The 15,689-nt window shown below is 73.7% G+C and carries 16 protein-coding genes; 9 read left to right on the top strand and 7 right to left on the bottom strand.

The genetic code is table 11. The features are described 5' to 3' along the window. Positions 1-116: 116 nt before the first annotated feature. The 3 genes from MUY14_RS12390 to MUY14_RS12400 are packed head-to-tail and all read right to left on the bottom strand — an operon-like array spanning position 117 to position 4,452. Positions 117-1,868: an ABC transporter ATP-binding protein gene (locus tag MUY14_RS12390; RefSeq protein WP_247023126.1), complete on the bottom strand. Its 1,752-nt coding sequence runs from the start codon at positions 1,866-1,868 to the stop codon at positions 117-119. Continuing rightward, positions 1,865-3,535, bottom strand: coding sequence for an ABC transporter ATP-binding protein (locus tag MUY14_RS12395; RefSeq protein ID WP_247023127.1), 1,671 nt, complete (start codon positions 3,533-3,535; stop codon positions 1,865-1,867). Before MUY14_RS12395 ends, MUY14_RS12390 begins: the two co-directional genes overlap by 4 nt. Positions 3,536-3,588: 53 nt before the next feature. Beyond that, a complete protein-coding gene (locus MUY14_RS12400) occupies positions 3,589-4,452 on the bottom strand; it encodes a hypothetical protein (RefSeq protein WP_247023128.1) in 864 nt (287 codons plus the stop codon). A 44-nt stretch (positions 4,453-4,496) separates the two neighbouring features. On the opposite strand from MUY14_RS12400, the gene MUY14_RS12405 reads away from it, so the two are divergent. Then, on the top strand, positions 4,497-5,009 hold the full coding sequence (locus tag MUY14_RS12405; RefSeq protein ID WP_247023129.1) for a DinB family protein: 513 nt from the start codon (positions 4,497-4,499) through the stop codon (positions 5,007-5,009). Between the two features lie 511 nt (positions 5,010-5,520). Then, a complete protein-coding gene (locus tag MUY14_RS12410) occupies positions 5,521-6,657 on the top strand; it encodes a hypothetical protein (protein ID WP_247023130.1) in 1,137 nt (378 codons plus the stop codon). Here MUY14_RS12410 and MUY14_RS12415 read toward each other — a convergent pair. Beyond that, positions 6,613-7,182 (bottom strand): TetR/AcrR family transcriptional regulator, encoded by a 570-nt coding sequence (locus MUY14_RS12415; protein ID WP_247023131.1) that lies wholly within the window; start codon positions 7,180-7,182, stop codon positions 6,613-6,615. The two genes, MUY14_RS12410 and MUY14_RS12415, sit on opposite strands and share 45 nt — an antisense overlap. 81 nt (positions 7,183-7,263) lie before the next feature. On the opposite strand from MUY14_RS12415, the gene MUY14_RS12420 reads away from it, so the two are divergent. Continuing rightward, positions 7,264-8,244, top strand: coding sequence for a zinc-binding dehydrogenase (locus MUY14_RS12420; RefSeq protein ID WP_247023132.1), 981 nt, complete (start codon positions 7,264-7,266; stop codon positions 8,242-8,244). Here MUY14_RS12420 and MUY14_RS12425 read toward each other — a convergent pair. Further along, a complete protein-coding gene (locus tag MUY14_RS12425) occupies positions 8,213-8,827 on the bottom strand; it encodes a dihydrofolate reductase family protein (protein ID WP_247023133.1) in 615 nt (204 codons plus the stop codon). The two genes, MUY14_RS12420 and MUY14_RS12425, sit on opposite strands and share 32 nt — an antisense overlap. 97 nt (positions 8,828-8,924) lie before the next feature. On the opposite strand from MUY14_RS12425, the gene MUY14_RS12430 reads away from it, so the two are divergent. The 6 genes from MUY14_RS12430 (at position 8,925) to MUY14_RS12455 (ending at position 14,244) form a co-directional block, all read left to right on the top strand. Next, positions 8,925-9,797, top strand: a complete 873-nt coding sequence (locus MUY14_RS12430; RefSeq protein WP_247023134.1) for a LysR family transcriptional regulator — start codon at positions 8,925-8,927, stop codon at positions 9,795-9,797. Between the two features lie 10 nt (positions 9,798-9,807). Then, on the top strand, positions 9,808-10,518 hold the full coding sequence (locus MUY14_RS12435; RefSeq protein ID WP_247023135.1) for an MBL fold metallo-hydrolase: 711 nt from the start codon (positions 9,808-9,810) through the stop codon (positions 10,516-10,518). A gap of 124 nt (positions 10,519-10,642) precedes the next feature. After that, positions 10,643-11,458, top strand: coding sequence for an ABC transporter permease (locus tag MUY14_RS12440; protein WP_247023136.1), 816 nt, complete (start codon positions 10,643-10,645; stop codon positions 11,456-11,458). Next, on the top strand, positions 11,443-12,147 hold the full coding sequence (locus MUY14_RS12445; RefSeq protein ID WP_247023137.1) for an ABC transporter ATP-binding protein: 705 nt from the start codon (positions 11,443-11,445) through the stop codon (positions 12,145-12,147). Before MUY14_RS12440 ends, MUY14_RS12445 begins: the two co-directional genes overlap by 16 nt. After that, on the top strand, positions 12,134-13,144 hold the full coding sequence (locus tag MUY14_RS12450; protein WP_247023138.1) for an ABC transporter substrate-binding protein: 1,011 nt from the start codon (positions 12,134-12,136) through the stop codon (positions 13,142-13,144). Before MUY14_RS12445 ends, MUY14_RS12450 begins: the two co-directional genes overlap by 14 nt. Further along, the gene (locus MUY14_RS12455; protein ID WP_247023139.1) at positions 13,141-14,244 is read left to right on the top strand and encodes an LLM class flavin-dependent oxidoreductase; all 1,104 of its coding nucleotides are present in this window, start codon (positions 13,141-13,143) and stop codon (positions 14,242-14,244) included. Before MUY14_RS12450 ends, MUY14_RS12455 begins: the two co-directional genes overlap by 4 nt. Here MUY14_RS12455 and MUY14_RS12460 read toward each other — a convergent pair. After that, complete coding sequence (locus MUY14_RS12460) at positions 14,241-14,840, bottom strand: class F sortase (RefSeq protein ID WP_247023140.1); 600 nt, start codon at positions 14,838-14,840, stop codon at positions 14,241-14,243. The two genes, MUY14_RS12455 and MUY14_RS12460, sit on opposite strands and share 4 nt — an antisense overlap. After that, entirely contained in the window at positions 14,830-15,678 is an 849-nt protein-coding gene (locus MUY14_RS12465) for a DUF4397 domain-containing protein (RefSeq protein WP_247023141.1), read from the bottom strand. The genes MUY14_RS12460 and MUY14_RS12465 overlap by 11 nt, the downstream gene beginning before the upstream one ends. Between the last annotated feature and the right edge of the window lie 11 nt (positions 15,679-15,689).

Consider the following 15,689-nt stretch of genomic DNA (forward strand, 5'->3'; position numbering starts at 1 on the left):
CGCCAGACGCGGTGAAAGGGTCTTTCATGACGTCCGGTCCCGGGAATCATGGTCGGGTGTCCGGCGACTTGCCGGGACCTTGGACGCCCGGTCCGTCAACGTGGCATTCACGGCCCTCAGGCACGCTGGCCGGACCAGGCCGTCCAGAGCTTCGCGTACTGGCCGCCCGCCGCGACCAGTTCGTCGTGGCTGCCGGTCTCCACGACGGCGCCCGCGTCCAGCACCACGATCCGGTCCGACGCCGCCGCCTGCGTGAGGCGGTGCGCCACCACCAGCGCCGTCCGGCCCTCCAGCGCCGCCGCGGCCGCCGACTCCAGGACCTTCGAACCCGCGCTGCCGGCTTCCGCCGTGGCCTCGTCGAGGATCGCGATCGGCGGGTCGGCCAGCACCAGCCGGACCAGGGCCAGCTGCTGCGCCTGCGTCACCGTCAGCTGGTGGCCGCCTTCGCCGACGACCGTCGCGAGACCGTCCGGAAGCGACGATACCCAGGTCAGCGCGCCCACCTTCGCCAGCGCCTCCCGCAGTTCGGCGTCGGTCGCCGCCGGGCGCGCGAGCCGGAGGTCGTCGGCCAGCGGCCCGGCGAAGACGTGGACTTCCTGGCTGATCAGCGCGACCGTCCGCCGGGTGGCCTCGGGGCCCAGCTCGTCGAGCGGGACGCCGCCGAGGGTGATCGAACCCGTGCCGGGGCGGTGGATGCCGGCGATCAGCTTGGCCAGCGTCGTCTTCCCGGCGCCACTCGCGCCGACCAGCGCCACCCGTTCGCCCGGGGCGACGGCGAGGTCGACGTCGCCGAGCACCGGGTGACCGTCCACATAGGAGTACCCGATGCCCGCCGTCTTCACCGACGCGTCGACCGGCCGGGCCGGCTGCGCGGGCTGGGCTTCGGCGGGCAGGTCGGCGACGCCGATCAGCCGCGCCAGGCTCGCCGCGGCCGCCTGCGCGTCGTCGACGAGCGCGAGCGCGGTCGTGATCGGGCCGAACAGGCTGTGGAAGTACAGCGCCGCCGCGGTCGCCACGCCGACCGTCACCGCGTCCGCGCCGACCAGCAGAAACCCCATCGCCAGCACGGCGGACAGCCCGAGGAACTCGGCGAGGTTGAGCCGCGCGTAGAACCTCGTCACCAGCCGGATTCCGCGCAGGGCCAGCTCGACGGCGCCGTCGGACCGCTGCCGCACCCGCTCCAGGTGCGCATCGGCGAGCCGGAACGCGCGGACGGTCTTCGCGCCGCCGATGGTGTCCAGCAGTTGCTGCTGCTGCGCGCCGACGGCCTCGCGCTGGCTGGCGTACAACGGCTTCGCGCGCGGCACGTACCAGCGCACGGTCCACAGCTGGACCGGCACGGCGACCAGCGCGGCCAGCAGGAACCGCCAGTCGAGCACGGCCAGCGCGCCCAGCGTCAGGACGACCGTCAGCACCGACCGGCCCAGCTCGGGCAGCGCCTGCCGGACGCCTTCGGCGACCACCGAGACGTCGTTGGTCACGCGGGCGGTCAGGTCGCCGGAACCGGCGCGCTCGAGCTGTTCCAGCGGCAGGCCGAGCGCGCGCTCGACGAAGCGTTCGCGCAGCTCGGCCAGGATCGTCTCGCCGAGGCGCGCCACCATCGACACCCCGATGGCGGTCGCGACCGCCTGGGCGAGCGCGACCAGCACCAGGCCGACGACCGGCGTGACGAGGTCGGTGCCCGGGTGGCGCGTCGCGACCAGGTCGACGACCCGGCCGAGCAGGGGAGCGGTGAGCAGACCGATCGCGGTCGCCGCGACGAGCACCGCGGCCGCCGCGGCCGTGCGGCCCTTGGCGCGGCCGAGCAGTTCGCCGACGACGGCGCGGATCCGGCGGCCGTCGGCCACGGGGAGGAGTTCACGGGTCACGAGAGCACCGCCGCCCGGTAGTCGGCCCGGCCCGCCAGGTCGGCGTGGCTGCCTTCACCCGTCACGCGCCCGTCGTCGAGCAGGACGACGCGGTCGGTCGCGGCGAGCAGCGCCGGGCTGGTGGTCACGAGGATGGTCGTGCGGCCGCGCCGCAGCTCCGCCAGTCCCGCGGCGATCCGCGCCTCGGTGACGGTGTCGACCGCGGTCGTCGGGTCGTGCAGCACCAGCACCGGCGCGTCCGCGGCGAGCGCGCGGGCGAGGGCGACCCGCTGGCGCTGGCCGCCGGACAGCGACCGCCCGCGTTCGGTGACGGCGGTCGCGACGCCGTCGGGCAGCGCGCTGGCCACCTCGTCGACGGCGGCCGCGGTCATCGCTTCGGCCGTCCTGGGCCCGGTTTCCACGTTTTCGGCGACGGTTCCGGCGAACAGGTCGGCGTCGTGCGCGGCCACCAGCACCACCTCCCTGACCCGGCTCGGGTCCACAGTGGACAGATCGACGGCGTCGACCGACACCGAGCCGCTCGCGGGGTCGGCGGCGCGGCCGAGGCAGTCGAGGAGGTCCGTCGCGGCGGCCGGGTCGGTGGCGACCACGCCGAGCAGTTCGCCGGGCCGGGCTTCGAACCCGACGTCCCGCAGCGCGCCGCGGGTCAGCGCGGAGAGCTTGACGTGCCCGGCGGCCGGGACCGGCAGCGTGGCGTCCCCGGCGCCGACCGCGGGCGGCGCGTTGAGGACGTCGGCGATGCGCGCGGCCGACGCCCGGCCCTGCGCGAGTTCGCCGTTGACCCACGAGAAGATCGAGAACGGCGTGATCAGGTACTGCGCGAGCCCGACCGCGGCGACCAGGTCGCCGACGCTGATTTCGCCCGCCGCGGCGAGGGTGCCGCCGACGAGCGCGACCAGCGCGATGAAGACGCCGGTCAGCGCGAGCAGCGCGCCGTTGTGCCAGGCCTGCGCGCGGGCCGCCCGGAGGGTCGCCTTGAGCGAGTCCTGGCTGGTCCGGCGGTAGCGGTCGACGGCGGCGCGCTCGGCGCCGACACCCTTGAGCACGCGCAGCCCGGCGACGAGGTCGGTCGCGATGCCCGAGGCGAACGCGGAGCGCTCCTGCTCGGCCTCGCTGCGGCGCTCCAGCGGCTTGCCGATCAGGTGGGCCAAGTAGAGCATCGGCGGCGTGCCGAGCAGTACGAGCAGCCCGAGCGGCAGTGACATGGTGAGCAGCACGACGGCGCTGACCAGCAGCCCGGCCAGCCCGGCGACGGCGAACGGCAGGACGCCGTTGACCGTGCCGACCCGCTTCGCGTCCGAGGTCCCGATGCTGACCAGTTCGCCGGCCAGCGCACTGGAACCCGCGACGCCGCCGGGGTGCAGCACCCGGCGTCCGACGTCGAGCCGGAGTTCGTGGGCCGCGCGCTCCGCGGCGCGCTCGCCGAAGCGGGCGCCGAGGCGGTAGCTGGTCGACAGCGCGGCGAAGAGGACTCCGAGCACTGCGAGCCAGAGCAGGAGCGTGCCCACCGAACCGCCCGCGACGGCCTGGTCGATGACCACGCCGATCACCACCGGCACCAGTGCTTCGCCGCCCTGGTGGCCCGCTGTCAGCAGGGCCGCGAGGGTCACCGATCGTCGTTGCCCGGCGATCGACCGGCGGAGGACTTCCCGTCCCGTCGTGCTCACCCGCGCCTCCCTGTCCGCGTCGTGGATAGGTAAGGCTAGTCTAAGTAAAGAAGTTACGGGAACACGGTCGGCTTCGTCTCATTCCGCGGCTCGGTGGCCGGTTCCCCGAACCGCGCGAGCGCGAGCGCGGCGGCCACGGCGAGCACGAACCCGGCCACGGCGACGACCGCGAACCCCGGCCGCGTGCGGTCGCCGAGCGCGAAGACGCCGATCAGCGACGGGAAGACCGTCTCGCCGAGCACCATCATCGCGGTGGACGTGGTGACGCTCCCGCGTTGCAGCGCGGTGGCGTAGAACAGCATGGCCATCCCGCCCGCGACCGCGACCGTGTAGGTCGCCGGGTCGGTCAGCAGGGCGAGCGGCGCGAGGCTCGGGATGATCCGCCCGGAGATGGCGACGACCCCGAAGCTCAGCCCGGCGACGAGCCCGAGCGCCGGCGTCCGCACCCGGCGGTTCGCCTTCCCCGCTGCGATCCCGGCGCCGGCCAGCACGACGACCGCGCCGATCAGGACCAGCCGGAACCCGAGCCCGACGGGATCGGACCCCTCGCTTTCCGCGGCGGCGCCCAGCAGGGCGAGCCCGGCACAAACGACGGCGACGGCGGCCCATTCGCGCCGCCCGAGCCGCACCCCGAGGAACCGCGCGGCTACGGCGGTGACGGCGAGGCTGGCGGCGAGCGCGGCCTGCACGACGAACAGCGGAAGGACGTGCAGGGCGGCGATCTGCGCGACGAACCCCAGGATGTCCAGTGCGAGCCCCAGCACGAACTTCCACTGGCCGAGCACGCGCACGAGCAGTCTCGGATCGACGCCGCCGTCGCCTCCGGTGTCGGTCGCCCGCGCGGCGACCGCCTGCATCACCGAAGCCACGCCGTACGCGATCGCCGCGCCGAGGGCGCAAAGCAGTCCCCACCACATGGCGATCACTCTATTTTGTCGGACCCGTGGGGTACGTTGCGGTCATGTCGAACACAAGTTCGAAGACGCACCGCCGCTGGCCCGCGAGGCTCGCGGCCGACGAACTGCGCCTCCAGCTGGACTTCCTGCAGTTCCTCCGCGCGACGGCGGTCAACAAGCTGGCGGGCCTGCCTCGTGAGCTGGCGGCGGCGGCCCCGTTGCCCACTTCGCCGCGGCTGAGCGCGTTGGGGGTGGTGAAGCACCTGACGGCGGTGGAGCGCTGGTGGCTGTGCATCGAGGCAGGTGGGGCGGACCTGCCGTCGTTGTGGGCCGGGTCGCCGGACCCGAGCTGGGACGTGGCGGAGTCGGACACACCGGAGTCCGTGGTGGCGGCGTACCGGGCGGAGTGGGGCCGGGCGGAGAAGGCGTTGCGGCGGCTGGGCCCGGACGACCGGACGCGGCGGCGGTCGGAGTTCACGGTCCGCTGGGTGGTGGCCCACGTCGTGCAGGAGACGGCGCGGCACGTGGGGCACCTGGACTTGCTGCGGGAGCTGGCGGACGGGGAGGTGGGTGAGTGAGGGAGGGATGAGCGGACGACAGGGGCGGTGAGGGCCTGGCTGCGGTAGACGAAGGCGGGATCGGCGAGCGCGCCCGCCGATGGGGGTGTGTCCGCCCCTCGGAGGCCGGCCAGTGCGCGGGCGGACGGGGAGCACGTTGAGTGGAGGTCCCTCCCGGGCTTGGTCGTAGCCGGCGCGTGCGATGGCCGGCCGGCGTGCGGGACCGGTCGGTGATGAGCTTGGTCGCCGGTGTACCCGCGGCGGCTGACGTGGTGAACCCTGCCGCGACCCGGAAATCCGCGTGACGGCGTCCCTATCCTGGGTGCGTGGGCGTCGTTGCGGAGTACCGCCGATTTACCGGCCCCCTGGCCCTTCGCGGGTGCCAGCGGGGTTCCGGTGCCACGTCCGCCGTCAGCTCGACCTGACAGCGCGCGGCCGCGAGCAGCGGCCGCCGGAACGCACTGACCTCGCCGGGTGCCCGGGCCAGGGGGAGCCGTCCCTCCACCGAACCCGCTCACCACGGAGGTCCGTCATGCCCGAACCACTCACCCCCGCGCAGCTCGTGCGCGATCTCGCCGTCCGGGATCTCACCGATCCGCGGGCCGGCGCGCACGCCGTTCAGCTCGTCGTCAGCCAGGCCGTCGAGGCCCTCGCCGATCTCTGGCCGACCGCCGTCCGGTGGTGGCCCGGCGATCGCGTCGTCACCATCGCCGACAACTACGACAACCTCGGCTACGACCCCGCCGACGTCACCCGCGACGCCCGCTACACCCGGTACGTCGACCAGGACCACGTCCTCCGCAGCCACTCCAGCGCCATGATCCCCGCCGCGCTCCGGGCGCTGGCCGCGAATCCGGCCGATGACGTCCTGCTCGTCTGCCCGGGTGTCGTCTACCGGCGCGACAGCATCGACCGGCTGCACAGCGGCACCCCGCACCAGCTCGACCTGTGGCGGATCACCCGCGCCCGTGTCACCCGAGCCGATCTCGATTACATGGTCGCCGCGCTCGTCCCGGAGCGGGAGTGGCGGCTCGAACCCCGCCGCCACCCGTACACAGTGGACGGTGCGCAGCTGGACGTCGAGCACGACGGGCGCTGGGTCGAAGTCGCCGAGTGCGGGCTCGCGCACCCCGCCGTGCTCGCGCGGGCGGGGCTCGGGGCCGGGTGGTCCGGGCTCGCGCTCGGCATGGGTCTCGACCGGATGCTGATGCTGCGCAAGGGCATCCCCGACATCCGCCTCCTCCGCTCGGCCGAACCGGCCGTCGCCGCGCAGCTGACCGACCTCACGCCCTACCGGCCGGTGTCCGCGCTGCCGTCCGTGCGCCGGGACCTGTCGATCGCCGTCGACGCCGGCGACCGGGCCGAAGACCTCGGCGATCGCGTCCGCGACGCGCTCGGTGACGACGCCGACATCGTCGAGTCGGTCGAGATCCGGCAGGAGACGCCGTGCGCGCAACTGCCGCCGGCCGCGCTCGCCCGGCTCGGGGCCCACGCCGGGCAGAAGAACCTGCTCGTCCGACTGGTGCTCCGCCCGCTCGGCGCCACCCTGTCCGGCCACGAGGCCAACGTTCTCAGGGACCGCGCGTACGCCGCCCTCCACCAGGGGAGCGGCCACCAGTGGGCGTCAGGCCCGGAGGCCCCGGATGGCAAGGGCGGCGAAGCGCCGTGAAGCCGCGACGTGCGCCGCCGGTGACGTGGCCTGGATGCCGCCGTTCGCCATGAGGACCAGGATCACGTCGTCGAGTTCGACGTCGGGGCGCAGGTAGCCGGCCTCCCGCGCGCGGCGGGTCAGCTCGGCGATGGACTTCACCGCGCGTTCGCGGGCCGCGGCGAAGTCCATCGCGTGCGGGAACACCGCCGTGAAGGCCGCGGTGAAACCCCGGTCGCGGGCGTGCAGCTCGCACAGCTTCGTGAGCACCGAAGTGAAGCCGCGCGCCGGGTCGGGGTCGGCGAGCCCGTCGTCGACGATCGCGTAGCACACGTGCATCTGGTCGGCGAACGCTTCGGTGGCCAGCGCTTCCTTGGTCGGGAAGTGGCGGTACAGGGTCGCCGGGCCGACGTCGGCGCGCCGGGCGATCTCGCGCATCGGCACCGCCAGGCCCTCGGCCGCGAAGATCGCGCGGGCGGCCTCGAGGATGCGTTCGCGGTTGTCCCGGGCGTCGGAGCGCAGGACCTGAGACAAAGCTTCGGTCACTCCCTCACTTTAGCGAACCGGACGGGGGCGTCCGTTAACGTCCGGCGTCGATCATCGACCCCGGAACGACGGAGAAGAACAGTGAAAGCAGTCGCGGTGCAGGCGTTCGGCGAACCCGGCGGGATGGCGGTCGTCGACCTCCCGGTCCCGAGCCCGGCCGGTGGCCAGGTGCTGATCACCACCGAGGCGATCGGCGTCGGCGGCGTCGACGTCCTGATCCGCCGGGGCGCGCTCGCCGCCTACGGCTTCCGGGAAGGGCACGTCCTCGGCGGCGAGATCGCCGGCACGGTGGCCGCGGTCGGCGACGGCGTCGACCAGGCCTGGCTGGGACGCCGAGTCTGGGCGTTCGCCGGCGCCGGCACCGGCGGCGGTTACGCCGAGCAGGCGCTCGCCCCCGCCGAGACGCTCGTCCCGCTGCCGGAGGGGGTGTCGCCCGTCGACGCCGTGACGCTCGGCAGCTCCGGCACGGTCGCGCACTTCGCCCTGCGCCACGCCCAGTTCGCCCCGGGCGAGTCGGTGCTGGTGCGCGGCGCGGCCGGCGGCATCGGGGTCATGGCGGTCCAGCTCGCGGCGCGCGGCGGCGCCGGCGCGATCGCCGTGACGACGTCGTCGCCCGAGCGCGGCGACCGCCTGCGCCAGCTGGGGGCGACCCACGTGTTCGGCCGCGACGGCGAAGGCGCCGAGGGGTACGACGTCATCGTCGACATCGTGGCCGGCCCGGGCCTGCCGTCGTTCTTCGCCAAGCTCAACCCCAACGGGCGCCTGGTGACCGTCGGCGTGATGGGCGGCGACCCACCCGCCGACTTCGGGAAGGAACTGCTGGCGGGGTTCCGGCGGTCGCTGTCCTTCGCGACTTTCAGCGCGGACACCGTGCCGATGGCCGACCGCACCGCCGTCACCGCCGATCTTTTCGCCGGCCGCCTGCGCGCGGTCGTGCACGGGGTGCTGCCGCTGGCGGAAGCAGCGTCGGCGCACCGGACGCTGGACGCCGGCGAGGTATTCGGCCGGTTCGTGCTCACCACGGCGAGCTTCAGCGGCGCACGCGATACCGCAGGTGCGTGACCGACGGCGTCGAGCGCGCGTCGAGCTGATCGAGGCTCAGCGCGGGCACGCCGTCGAACAGCCGGACGCCGGCGCCGAGCGTGTACGGCGAGACGTGCAGCCGCAGCTCGTCGATCAGGCCCGCGGCGAGGTACTGGTTGACGGTCGTCGCGCCGCCGTGGACGGAAATACCGCCGTCGCCGGCGGCTTCCCGCGCCCGATCCATCGCGGCCTCGATGCCGTCGGTGACGAAGTGGAAGGTGGTGCCGCCGGCCATCGGCTGCGGGTCGCGCGGGTGGTGGGTGAGGACGAACACCGGCGCGTGGTACGGCGGTTCGTCGCCCCACCAGCCGGTCCACGGCCGGTCCCACGCGCCCCGCACCGGGCCGAACATGTTGCGCCCCATGATGAACGCCTTGGCGGTGAGCATCCGGTGGAACTCGGCCGGGTGCTCGTCGCGGCCCTCGCCGTACCAGGCGTGCAGCCGGTCGCCCCAGCCGTCGCCGCCGTCGTCGCCGAACGGCCGCTCCTCGCTCTGGCCGTGCCCGGCCGCGTAGCCGTCGACCGTGATCGTGAGGTCGCAGGTCACCAAACCCTGGGTCATCGTCGTGCCTCCCTCGTCGGATGGACACCAGGATGTCCCGGACGTCGCATGCCGTCCAATGCCAATTCCGGCGGCGAAGCATTGATATCGTCGATGAATGCTCAGCCTGGTCCAGCTCAAGGTCCTGGCCGCGGTGGCCCGCCACGGCTCGGTGACCGACGCGGCCCGCGAACTGCACTATTCGCAGCCGTCGGTGAGCCACCACCTGTCCCGCCTGGAGGCGGCGACGGGCGCCCAGCTGCTGCAGCGCGTCGGCCGCGGCATCCGCCTGACGCCGGAAGGCCGCCTGCTGGCCGACCGCGCCGCGGAGATCCTCGGCCGCGTCGACGCGGCGGCCACCGAGCTGGCCGCCCAGGTGGGCCTGCGAACCGGCCGCGTCCGGCTGGCGGCGAACGCGTCGGCGCTGAGCACGCTCGTCCCGAAAGCGGCCGCCACCCTGGCGCGGGACCACCCGGGCCTGGAACTGAGCCTCGTCGACGAGCACCCGGTGGCGGCCCTGGACCTGCTGCGCCGCGGCGACATCGACGTCGCGCTGGTCTTCCAGCACGCCGGTTCGCGGCTCGAGGAGGAGGGTTTCCGCTTCCGCCACCTCACCGACGACCCGATCCACCTGATCAGCCGCCACCCGGCCGACACCCTGGCGAACCACCGCGGCTCCACCTGGATCGGCGGCTGCGAACGCTGCCGAGCCGAACTGGACGCCCTCTGCGCCGCGGCGGGCTTCACCCCGCGCATCGGTTCCCTGAGTGACGACATGGTGGTGGTCCAGTCCCTGGTGGCGGCGGGCCTGGGCGTCGCGACGCTGCCCGGGCTCGCGCTGGAGGCCCACCGCCGCCCGGACATCCACGCGACCGAACTGCCGGGCGTCCACCGCCGCATCCACGCCGCCACGTACGGCGACCCACCGGACCCACCGGCGGTGACGGCGGTCCTGACGGCACTTACCCAGGCGGCGACCGGCGGACCGTAGGGTGTCCGGCATGACTGATCGGCTCTACTTCCGGCAGCTGCTCGCCGGGCGCGACTTCGCCGTTGGCGACCCCGTTGCCACGCAGATGCTGAACTTCGCCTACCTCGTCGGCGATCGCGAAACCGGGGATGCGGTGGTCGTCGATCCCGCCTACGCCGTGCAGGATCTGCTGGACGTGCTCGAGAACGACGGCATGCGGCTGACCGGGGTGCTCGCCACGCACCACCACCCCGACCACGTCGGGGGCGAAATGCTCGGCTTCTCACTCCCCGGGATCGCCGAGCTGCTCGCGATCCGGCAGGTGCCGATCCACGTCAACGGGGCCGAGAGCGAGTGGGTCAAGCGGGTCACCGGGGTGTCCGGGACCGACCTGCGCACGCACGACCACGACGACGTCCTCGAAGTCGGCTCGATCCCGATCCGGTTGCTGCACACGCCCGGGCACACGCCGGGCAGCCAGTGCTTCCTCGTCGAGGACAAGCTCGTCTCCGGGGACACGCTGTTCCTCGAAGGCTGTGGCCGCACCGATTTCCCGGGTGGGGACACCGAAGAGATCTACCGCAGCCTGCAGGCGCTCGCCGGGCTGGCCGGGGATCCCGTCGTCTACCCCGGGCACCGGTACTCCGCCGAGCCGTCGGCCGCGCTGTCCGAAGTGAAGCGCAGCAACTTCGTCTACCGGCCGCGGTCGCTGGACGAATGGAAGGTCATGTTCGGCGGCTGAGCCAAGTCGTTCCACGGGCTGAAACACCGGGCGTTCACGGAGTGGGCGCGGATTGACTTCGCTTCCCGAGGACCGGAAAGTCGGGACCACGCAACCCCGATGTCCCCGTCCCCGGGAGAAATCCGTGTCGATTTCCACCACGGGCGTGCTCCCGCGCGCCCGGCCGGCCGCCGAGCGGCCATCTCGCAAGTCGCGGCGCTTCGACCTGCGGCGCTGGATCAGCCCGGTGGTGCTCGTGGCCGCCTGGCAGCTCGCGAGCGCCACCGGCGTCCTGCCCCCCGACAAGCTCAGTTCACCGTGGACGGTCGTGCAGGCCGGCGTCGAAGTCGCGCGCAGCGGCGAACTCGGTGACGCCTTCGCCGTTTCGCTCGGCCGGGTGGGCGCCGGGTTCGCGCTCGGCGCGATCGCCGGCGTGCTGCTCGGCATCGTGTCCGGGCTGTCCCGCTGGGGCGAAGCGCTGGTCGACCCGCCCGTCCAGATGCTGCGCACGCTGCCCTTCCTCGGCCTGATCCCGCTGTTCATCCTGTGGTTCGGCATCGGCGAGGAAACCAAGATCGTGCTGGTCGCCCTCGGCGTGGCCTTCCCGCTCTACCTGAACGTCCACTCGGGAATCCGCGGCGCCGACCCGAACCTCGTCGAAGCCTCGCGCGCGCTGGGTTTCAGCCGCGCCGAACGGCTCTGGCACGTCATCGTCCCCGGCGCGCTGCCGCAGGCGCTCGTCGGGTTGCGCCAGTCGCTCGGCCTCGCCTGGCTCGCGCTGATCGTCGGCGAGACGGTCAACGCCGACGCCGGCGTCGGCTACCTCATCAACAACGCGCGCGAGTTCCTGCGCACCGACGTCGTGGTCGTCGGTCTCGTCCTGTACGCCCTGCTCGGCCTGGTCACCGACGCGCTGGTCCGGCTGCTCGAACGGAAGGTGCTGCGGTGGCGAACCCGGTAGCCGAGGTCCGCGACCTCACCAAGCGGTTCGGGGACCGGACCGTCCTCAGTGGACTCGACCTGACCGTGGAACGCGGCGAGTTCGTCGCCCTGCTGGGCCGCAGCGGCTCCGGCAAGTCGACGCTCCTGCGCGTCCTCGCCGGACTCGACGGCGACGTCGAGGGCGGAGCGGACGTGACCGGGACCGTCTCGGTCGCGTTCCAGCAGCCGAGACTGCTGCCGTGGCGGAAGGTCTGGCGCAACGTCGTCCTCGGGCTGCGCCAAGACGGCGTCTCGAAATCCCGCAACCGGGCGCTGGCCGAGAAGGCCCTCGCCGAGGTCCAGCTGACCGAGCACGCCGACGACTGGCCGCTCACGCTCTCCGGCGGCGAGGCGCAGCGCGTGTCGCTGGCCCGCGCGCTGGTGCGCGAACCCGACCTGCTGCTGCTCGACGAACCCTTCGGCGCCCTCGACGCGCTCACCCGGATCGCGATGCACGGCCTGGTGCTGGACCTCTGGCGGCGCCACCGCCCGGGCGTGCTGCTGGTGACCCACGACGTCGACGAGGCCCTGCGCCTCGCGGACCGGGTTCTGGTGCTCGACGGTGGCCGGATCGTGGCCACCCACCGCCCGCGCGAGACCGATGACCACGACGACCTCCGCCGCCGTGTGCTGACAGACCTGGGAGTGACCGAAGATGCTGTGGCGTAGGGGAGTCGCGGTCGTCGCGGCCGCGTTCGCGCTGGCCGGGTGCGGCTCGGCGGCCGGTACCGACCAAGCGGCCGTGCCGGGTCCGGTGAGCGCGGCGGACCTGGCGAAGGTGACGCTCAAGGTCGGTGACCAGAAGGGCGGCGTCAAGTCGCTGCTCACCGCGGCCGGGCTGCTGGAGGGGACGCCGTACAAGATCGAATGGGCCACCTTCACCTCGGGCCCGCCGCTGCTGGAGGCCGCGTCGGCCGGCGCGATCGACACCGGCCGCGTCGGCAACACGCCGCCGATCTTCGCGGCCGCGGCGAGGGCGAAGATCAAGGTGATCAGCGTTTCGCGCAGCAACGTCGAGCGGGAAGCCGTCCTCGTCCCGCCGGACTCGGCGCTGCGCGGCGTCGCCGAGCTGAAGGGCAAGACGATCGGCGTCGCCAAGGGCACCTCGGCCCACGGCCAGCTGCTGAACACGCTGCACAACAACGGTCTGTCCACAAAGGACGTCAAGCTGAACTTCCTGCAGCCGGCCGAGGCCTACGCCGCGTTCACCCAGCACACGATCGACGCCTGGGCGATCTGGGACCCCTACACCGCGCAGGCGCAGATCGAGGCGCACGCCCGCGTGCTGGCCGACGGCCGCGGGGCCTCGAACGGCCTCGGGTTCCTGACCGCGGGCACGGCCGCGCTGTCCGACCCCGGCAAGAACTCGGCGCTTCGCGACTTCGCCGTCCGGGTGGTCAAGGCGCAGAAGTGGGCCGACACGCACCGGCGGGAGTGGGCGGCGGCCTGGGCCGAGGAGACCGGGCTGAAGCCCGAAGTGGCGCAGAAGGCCGTCGACGCCGGGCGGGACCTGCCCATCCCGCTGGACGACTCGGTGGTGGCTTCCGAACAACAGCTCGCGGACGCCTTCACCGAGGAGAAGACTCTGCCGGGCAAGGTGGACTTCGCCGCGTTCGCGGACCGGCGGTTCGCCCCTGACCTGGACCAGGCGAGGAGCAACGGATGAGCATCGGTCTGCACTGGTTCCTGCCCACCAGCGGCGACGGCCGCACGATCGTGGAACGCTTCCACGCCAACCGGTCCCAGGGCCCGTCGGCGCAGCGCCAACCGGATCTCGACTACCTCGCGCAGGTCGCCCGCGCCGCCGAGCGGCAGGGCTTCGAAGGGGTGCTGACCCCGACCGGTACGTGGTGCGAGGACGCGTGGCTCACGACGGCCGCGCTGATCCGCGAGACGACCCGGCTGAAGTTCCTGGTCGCGTTCCGCCCCGGCGTCATCTCGCCGACGCTCGCGGCCCAGATGGCGGGGACGTTCCAGCGCCTGTCGGAAGGGCGGGTGCTGCTCAACATCGTCACCGGCGGCGACGCCGTGGAGCAGCGGCGTTTCGGCGACTGGCACGACCACGACGCCCGGTACGCGCGCACCGACGAGTTCCTCACCATCGTGCGCGGGGTCTGGTCCGGGCAGCCGTTCACCTTCGAAGGCGAGCACCTGAAGGTCGAAGGCGCGACGACGCTGGCCGCACCGGACCCGGCGCCGCCGATCTACTTCGGGGGCTCCTCGCCGGCCGCGCTGCCGGTCGCGGCCCGGCACGCCGACGTCTACCTGACCTGGGGTGAGCCGCCCGCGCAGGTCGCGGAGAAGATCGGCAAGGTCCGCGCGCTGGCCGGCGACCGGGCGATCCGGTTCGGCGTCCGGCTGCACACGATCTCGCGCGACACCTCGGCCGAGGCCTGGGCGGAGGCGCAGAAGCTCCTGGACGCGCTGAGCCCGGAGCAGGTCGCCAAGGCGCAGGCGCAGCTGGCCGCGAGCGAGTCGGTCGGGCAGCAGCGGATGGTCGCGCTGCACGGCGGCCGCACCGACGGCGGGGTCCGCGGGCTGGAGATCCACCCGAACCTCTGGGCCGGCGTCGGCCTGGTCCGCGGCGGCGCCGGGACCGCGCTCGTCGGCAGCCACGCCGAGGTCGCGGACCTGATCGAGGAGTACCACAGCGTCGGCGTGAGCGAGTTCGTGCTGTCGGGCTACCCCCACCTCGAGGAGGCGTACTGGTTCGGCGACGGCGTCCGGCCCGAGCTGGCGCGGCGCGGGCTGCTGAAGGAGTACTAGCCCCACCGCGTCGAGGCGTAGACGACGATGTTGTCGCGGTACGAGCGTTTCGCCGCGTCGAAGCTGCCGCCGCAGGTGATGAGCCGCAGTGCGCTGCCCGGCGCGGGGCCGTACACCGCGTCGGTCGGGAACGCGTCCTTCGGGTAGCGCTCGACGGCGTCCACGACGAACCGGGTCTCCTGGCCGTCGGAGCGCGCGACGAACACCTGATCGCCGCCGTGCAGGTCGCGCAGCCGGAAGAACGGTGCCGGGCCGGAGCGGGAGTCGACGTGCGCGGCGATCACCGCCGGGCCGGCGTCACCCGGGACCGGCCCGGCGGCGTACCAGCCGACGTCCTCGAAGCGCGCGGGTGCTTCGAGCTGGTGGTCGGCGCCGAGCCCGAGCGGCACGAGCGCGGGCGCGTCGACGCCGATGGCGGGGATCCGCAGCCGCACCGGGCGGACGTCGGCGGCCGCGGGCAGCGGCAGGGGCCCGGTCGCCGACGGCGACGCGGGTGTGGTCGCGGCCGGGACGACGGGTGGTGGTGCGGCCGGGGCCGTCGAGCAGCCCGCGGCCAGCAGCGCCACGACGAGCAGCGCGCCGAGGTCAGCGCGCACGAGCCGCCCGGCGTCCCCACAGCAGCGCGGCCAGCAACCCGGCCGCCGCCAGCGCCGGCCAGAGCGGGGTGCCGGACGACGGCGCGGTGCCACCGCCCCCGGTCTCGACCCCGAGCTTCGGCGGTTCGGGCAGCGACGCGCCGTCGGAGATGGGGTTCGCCTTCAGCGCCCCGGCGTTCTCGGTGACCAGCAGCGTCGTCGACGAGCCCGCCTTGACGTCGACGTCCGCGGCCGACTTCACCGCGCCGCCGGAGAGCTGCAGCGGCCAGCGCCCTTCCGGAACGTCCACATAGGACGACGTCTGGCCGTAGGCCGCGTCCTTGGCGAGCGTGACGCCCTGCGGCCCGGCCACGGTGACCGGCGCGATCGCCGCCGACCCTTCGACGACCCGGACGCGGCCCTTGCCCGCGGCGGGCGCGCTGAGGTCGTCGTTCACCAGGTCGCCCTTGAGCGTGCCGTCCGGTCCGTTCGCGAACACCAGCAGCGAGTAGGCGCTGCGTTCGGCCACCTCGATGGTCGCCGACAGCGCGGGTGGGGTGCTCGACGCCGCGTCGGCGGGTCGCATCGAGAGCGTGTACTTGCCGGGGTCGAGCGAGGAGTACGGCGTCACGGCGCCGTAGCCCGCCTTGCGGATGACGACCTTCTCGGCCTGCCCGAAGGGGGCGAAGTAGATGTCCACCGGGGGCACCTTAGGCGAGAGGTGACCGACCCGGATCCAGCCGACGCCCGGGCCGGGGGCGGTCGCCGCCCCGGCCGTCACCGGCGTCAGCGCGACGAGCAGGAGGGCCGCGGCGATCAGCCCGCCGGGTCTGAGCGTTCTGGACGTGAGCGTGCGCATGAGTGGTCCTT

Source organism: Amycolatopsis sp. FBCC-B4732 (assembly GCF_023008405.1).
Taxonomy (GTDB): domain Bacteria; phylum Actinomycetota; class Actinomycetes; order Mycobacteriales; family Pseudonocardiaceae; genus Amycolatopsis; species Amycolatopsis pretoriensis_A.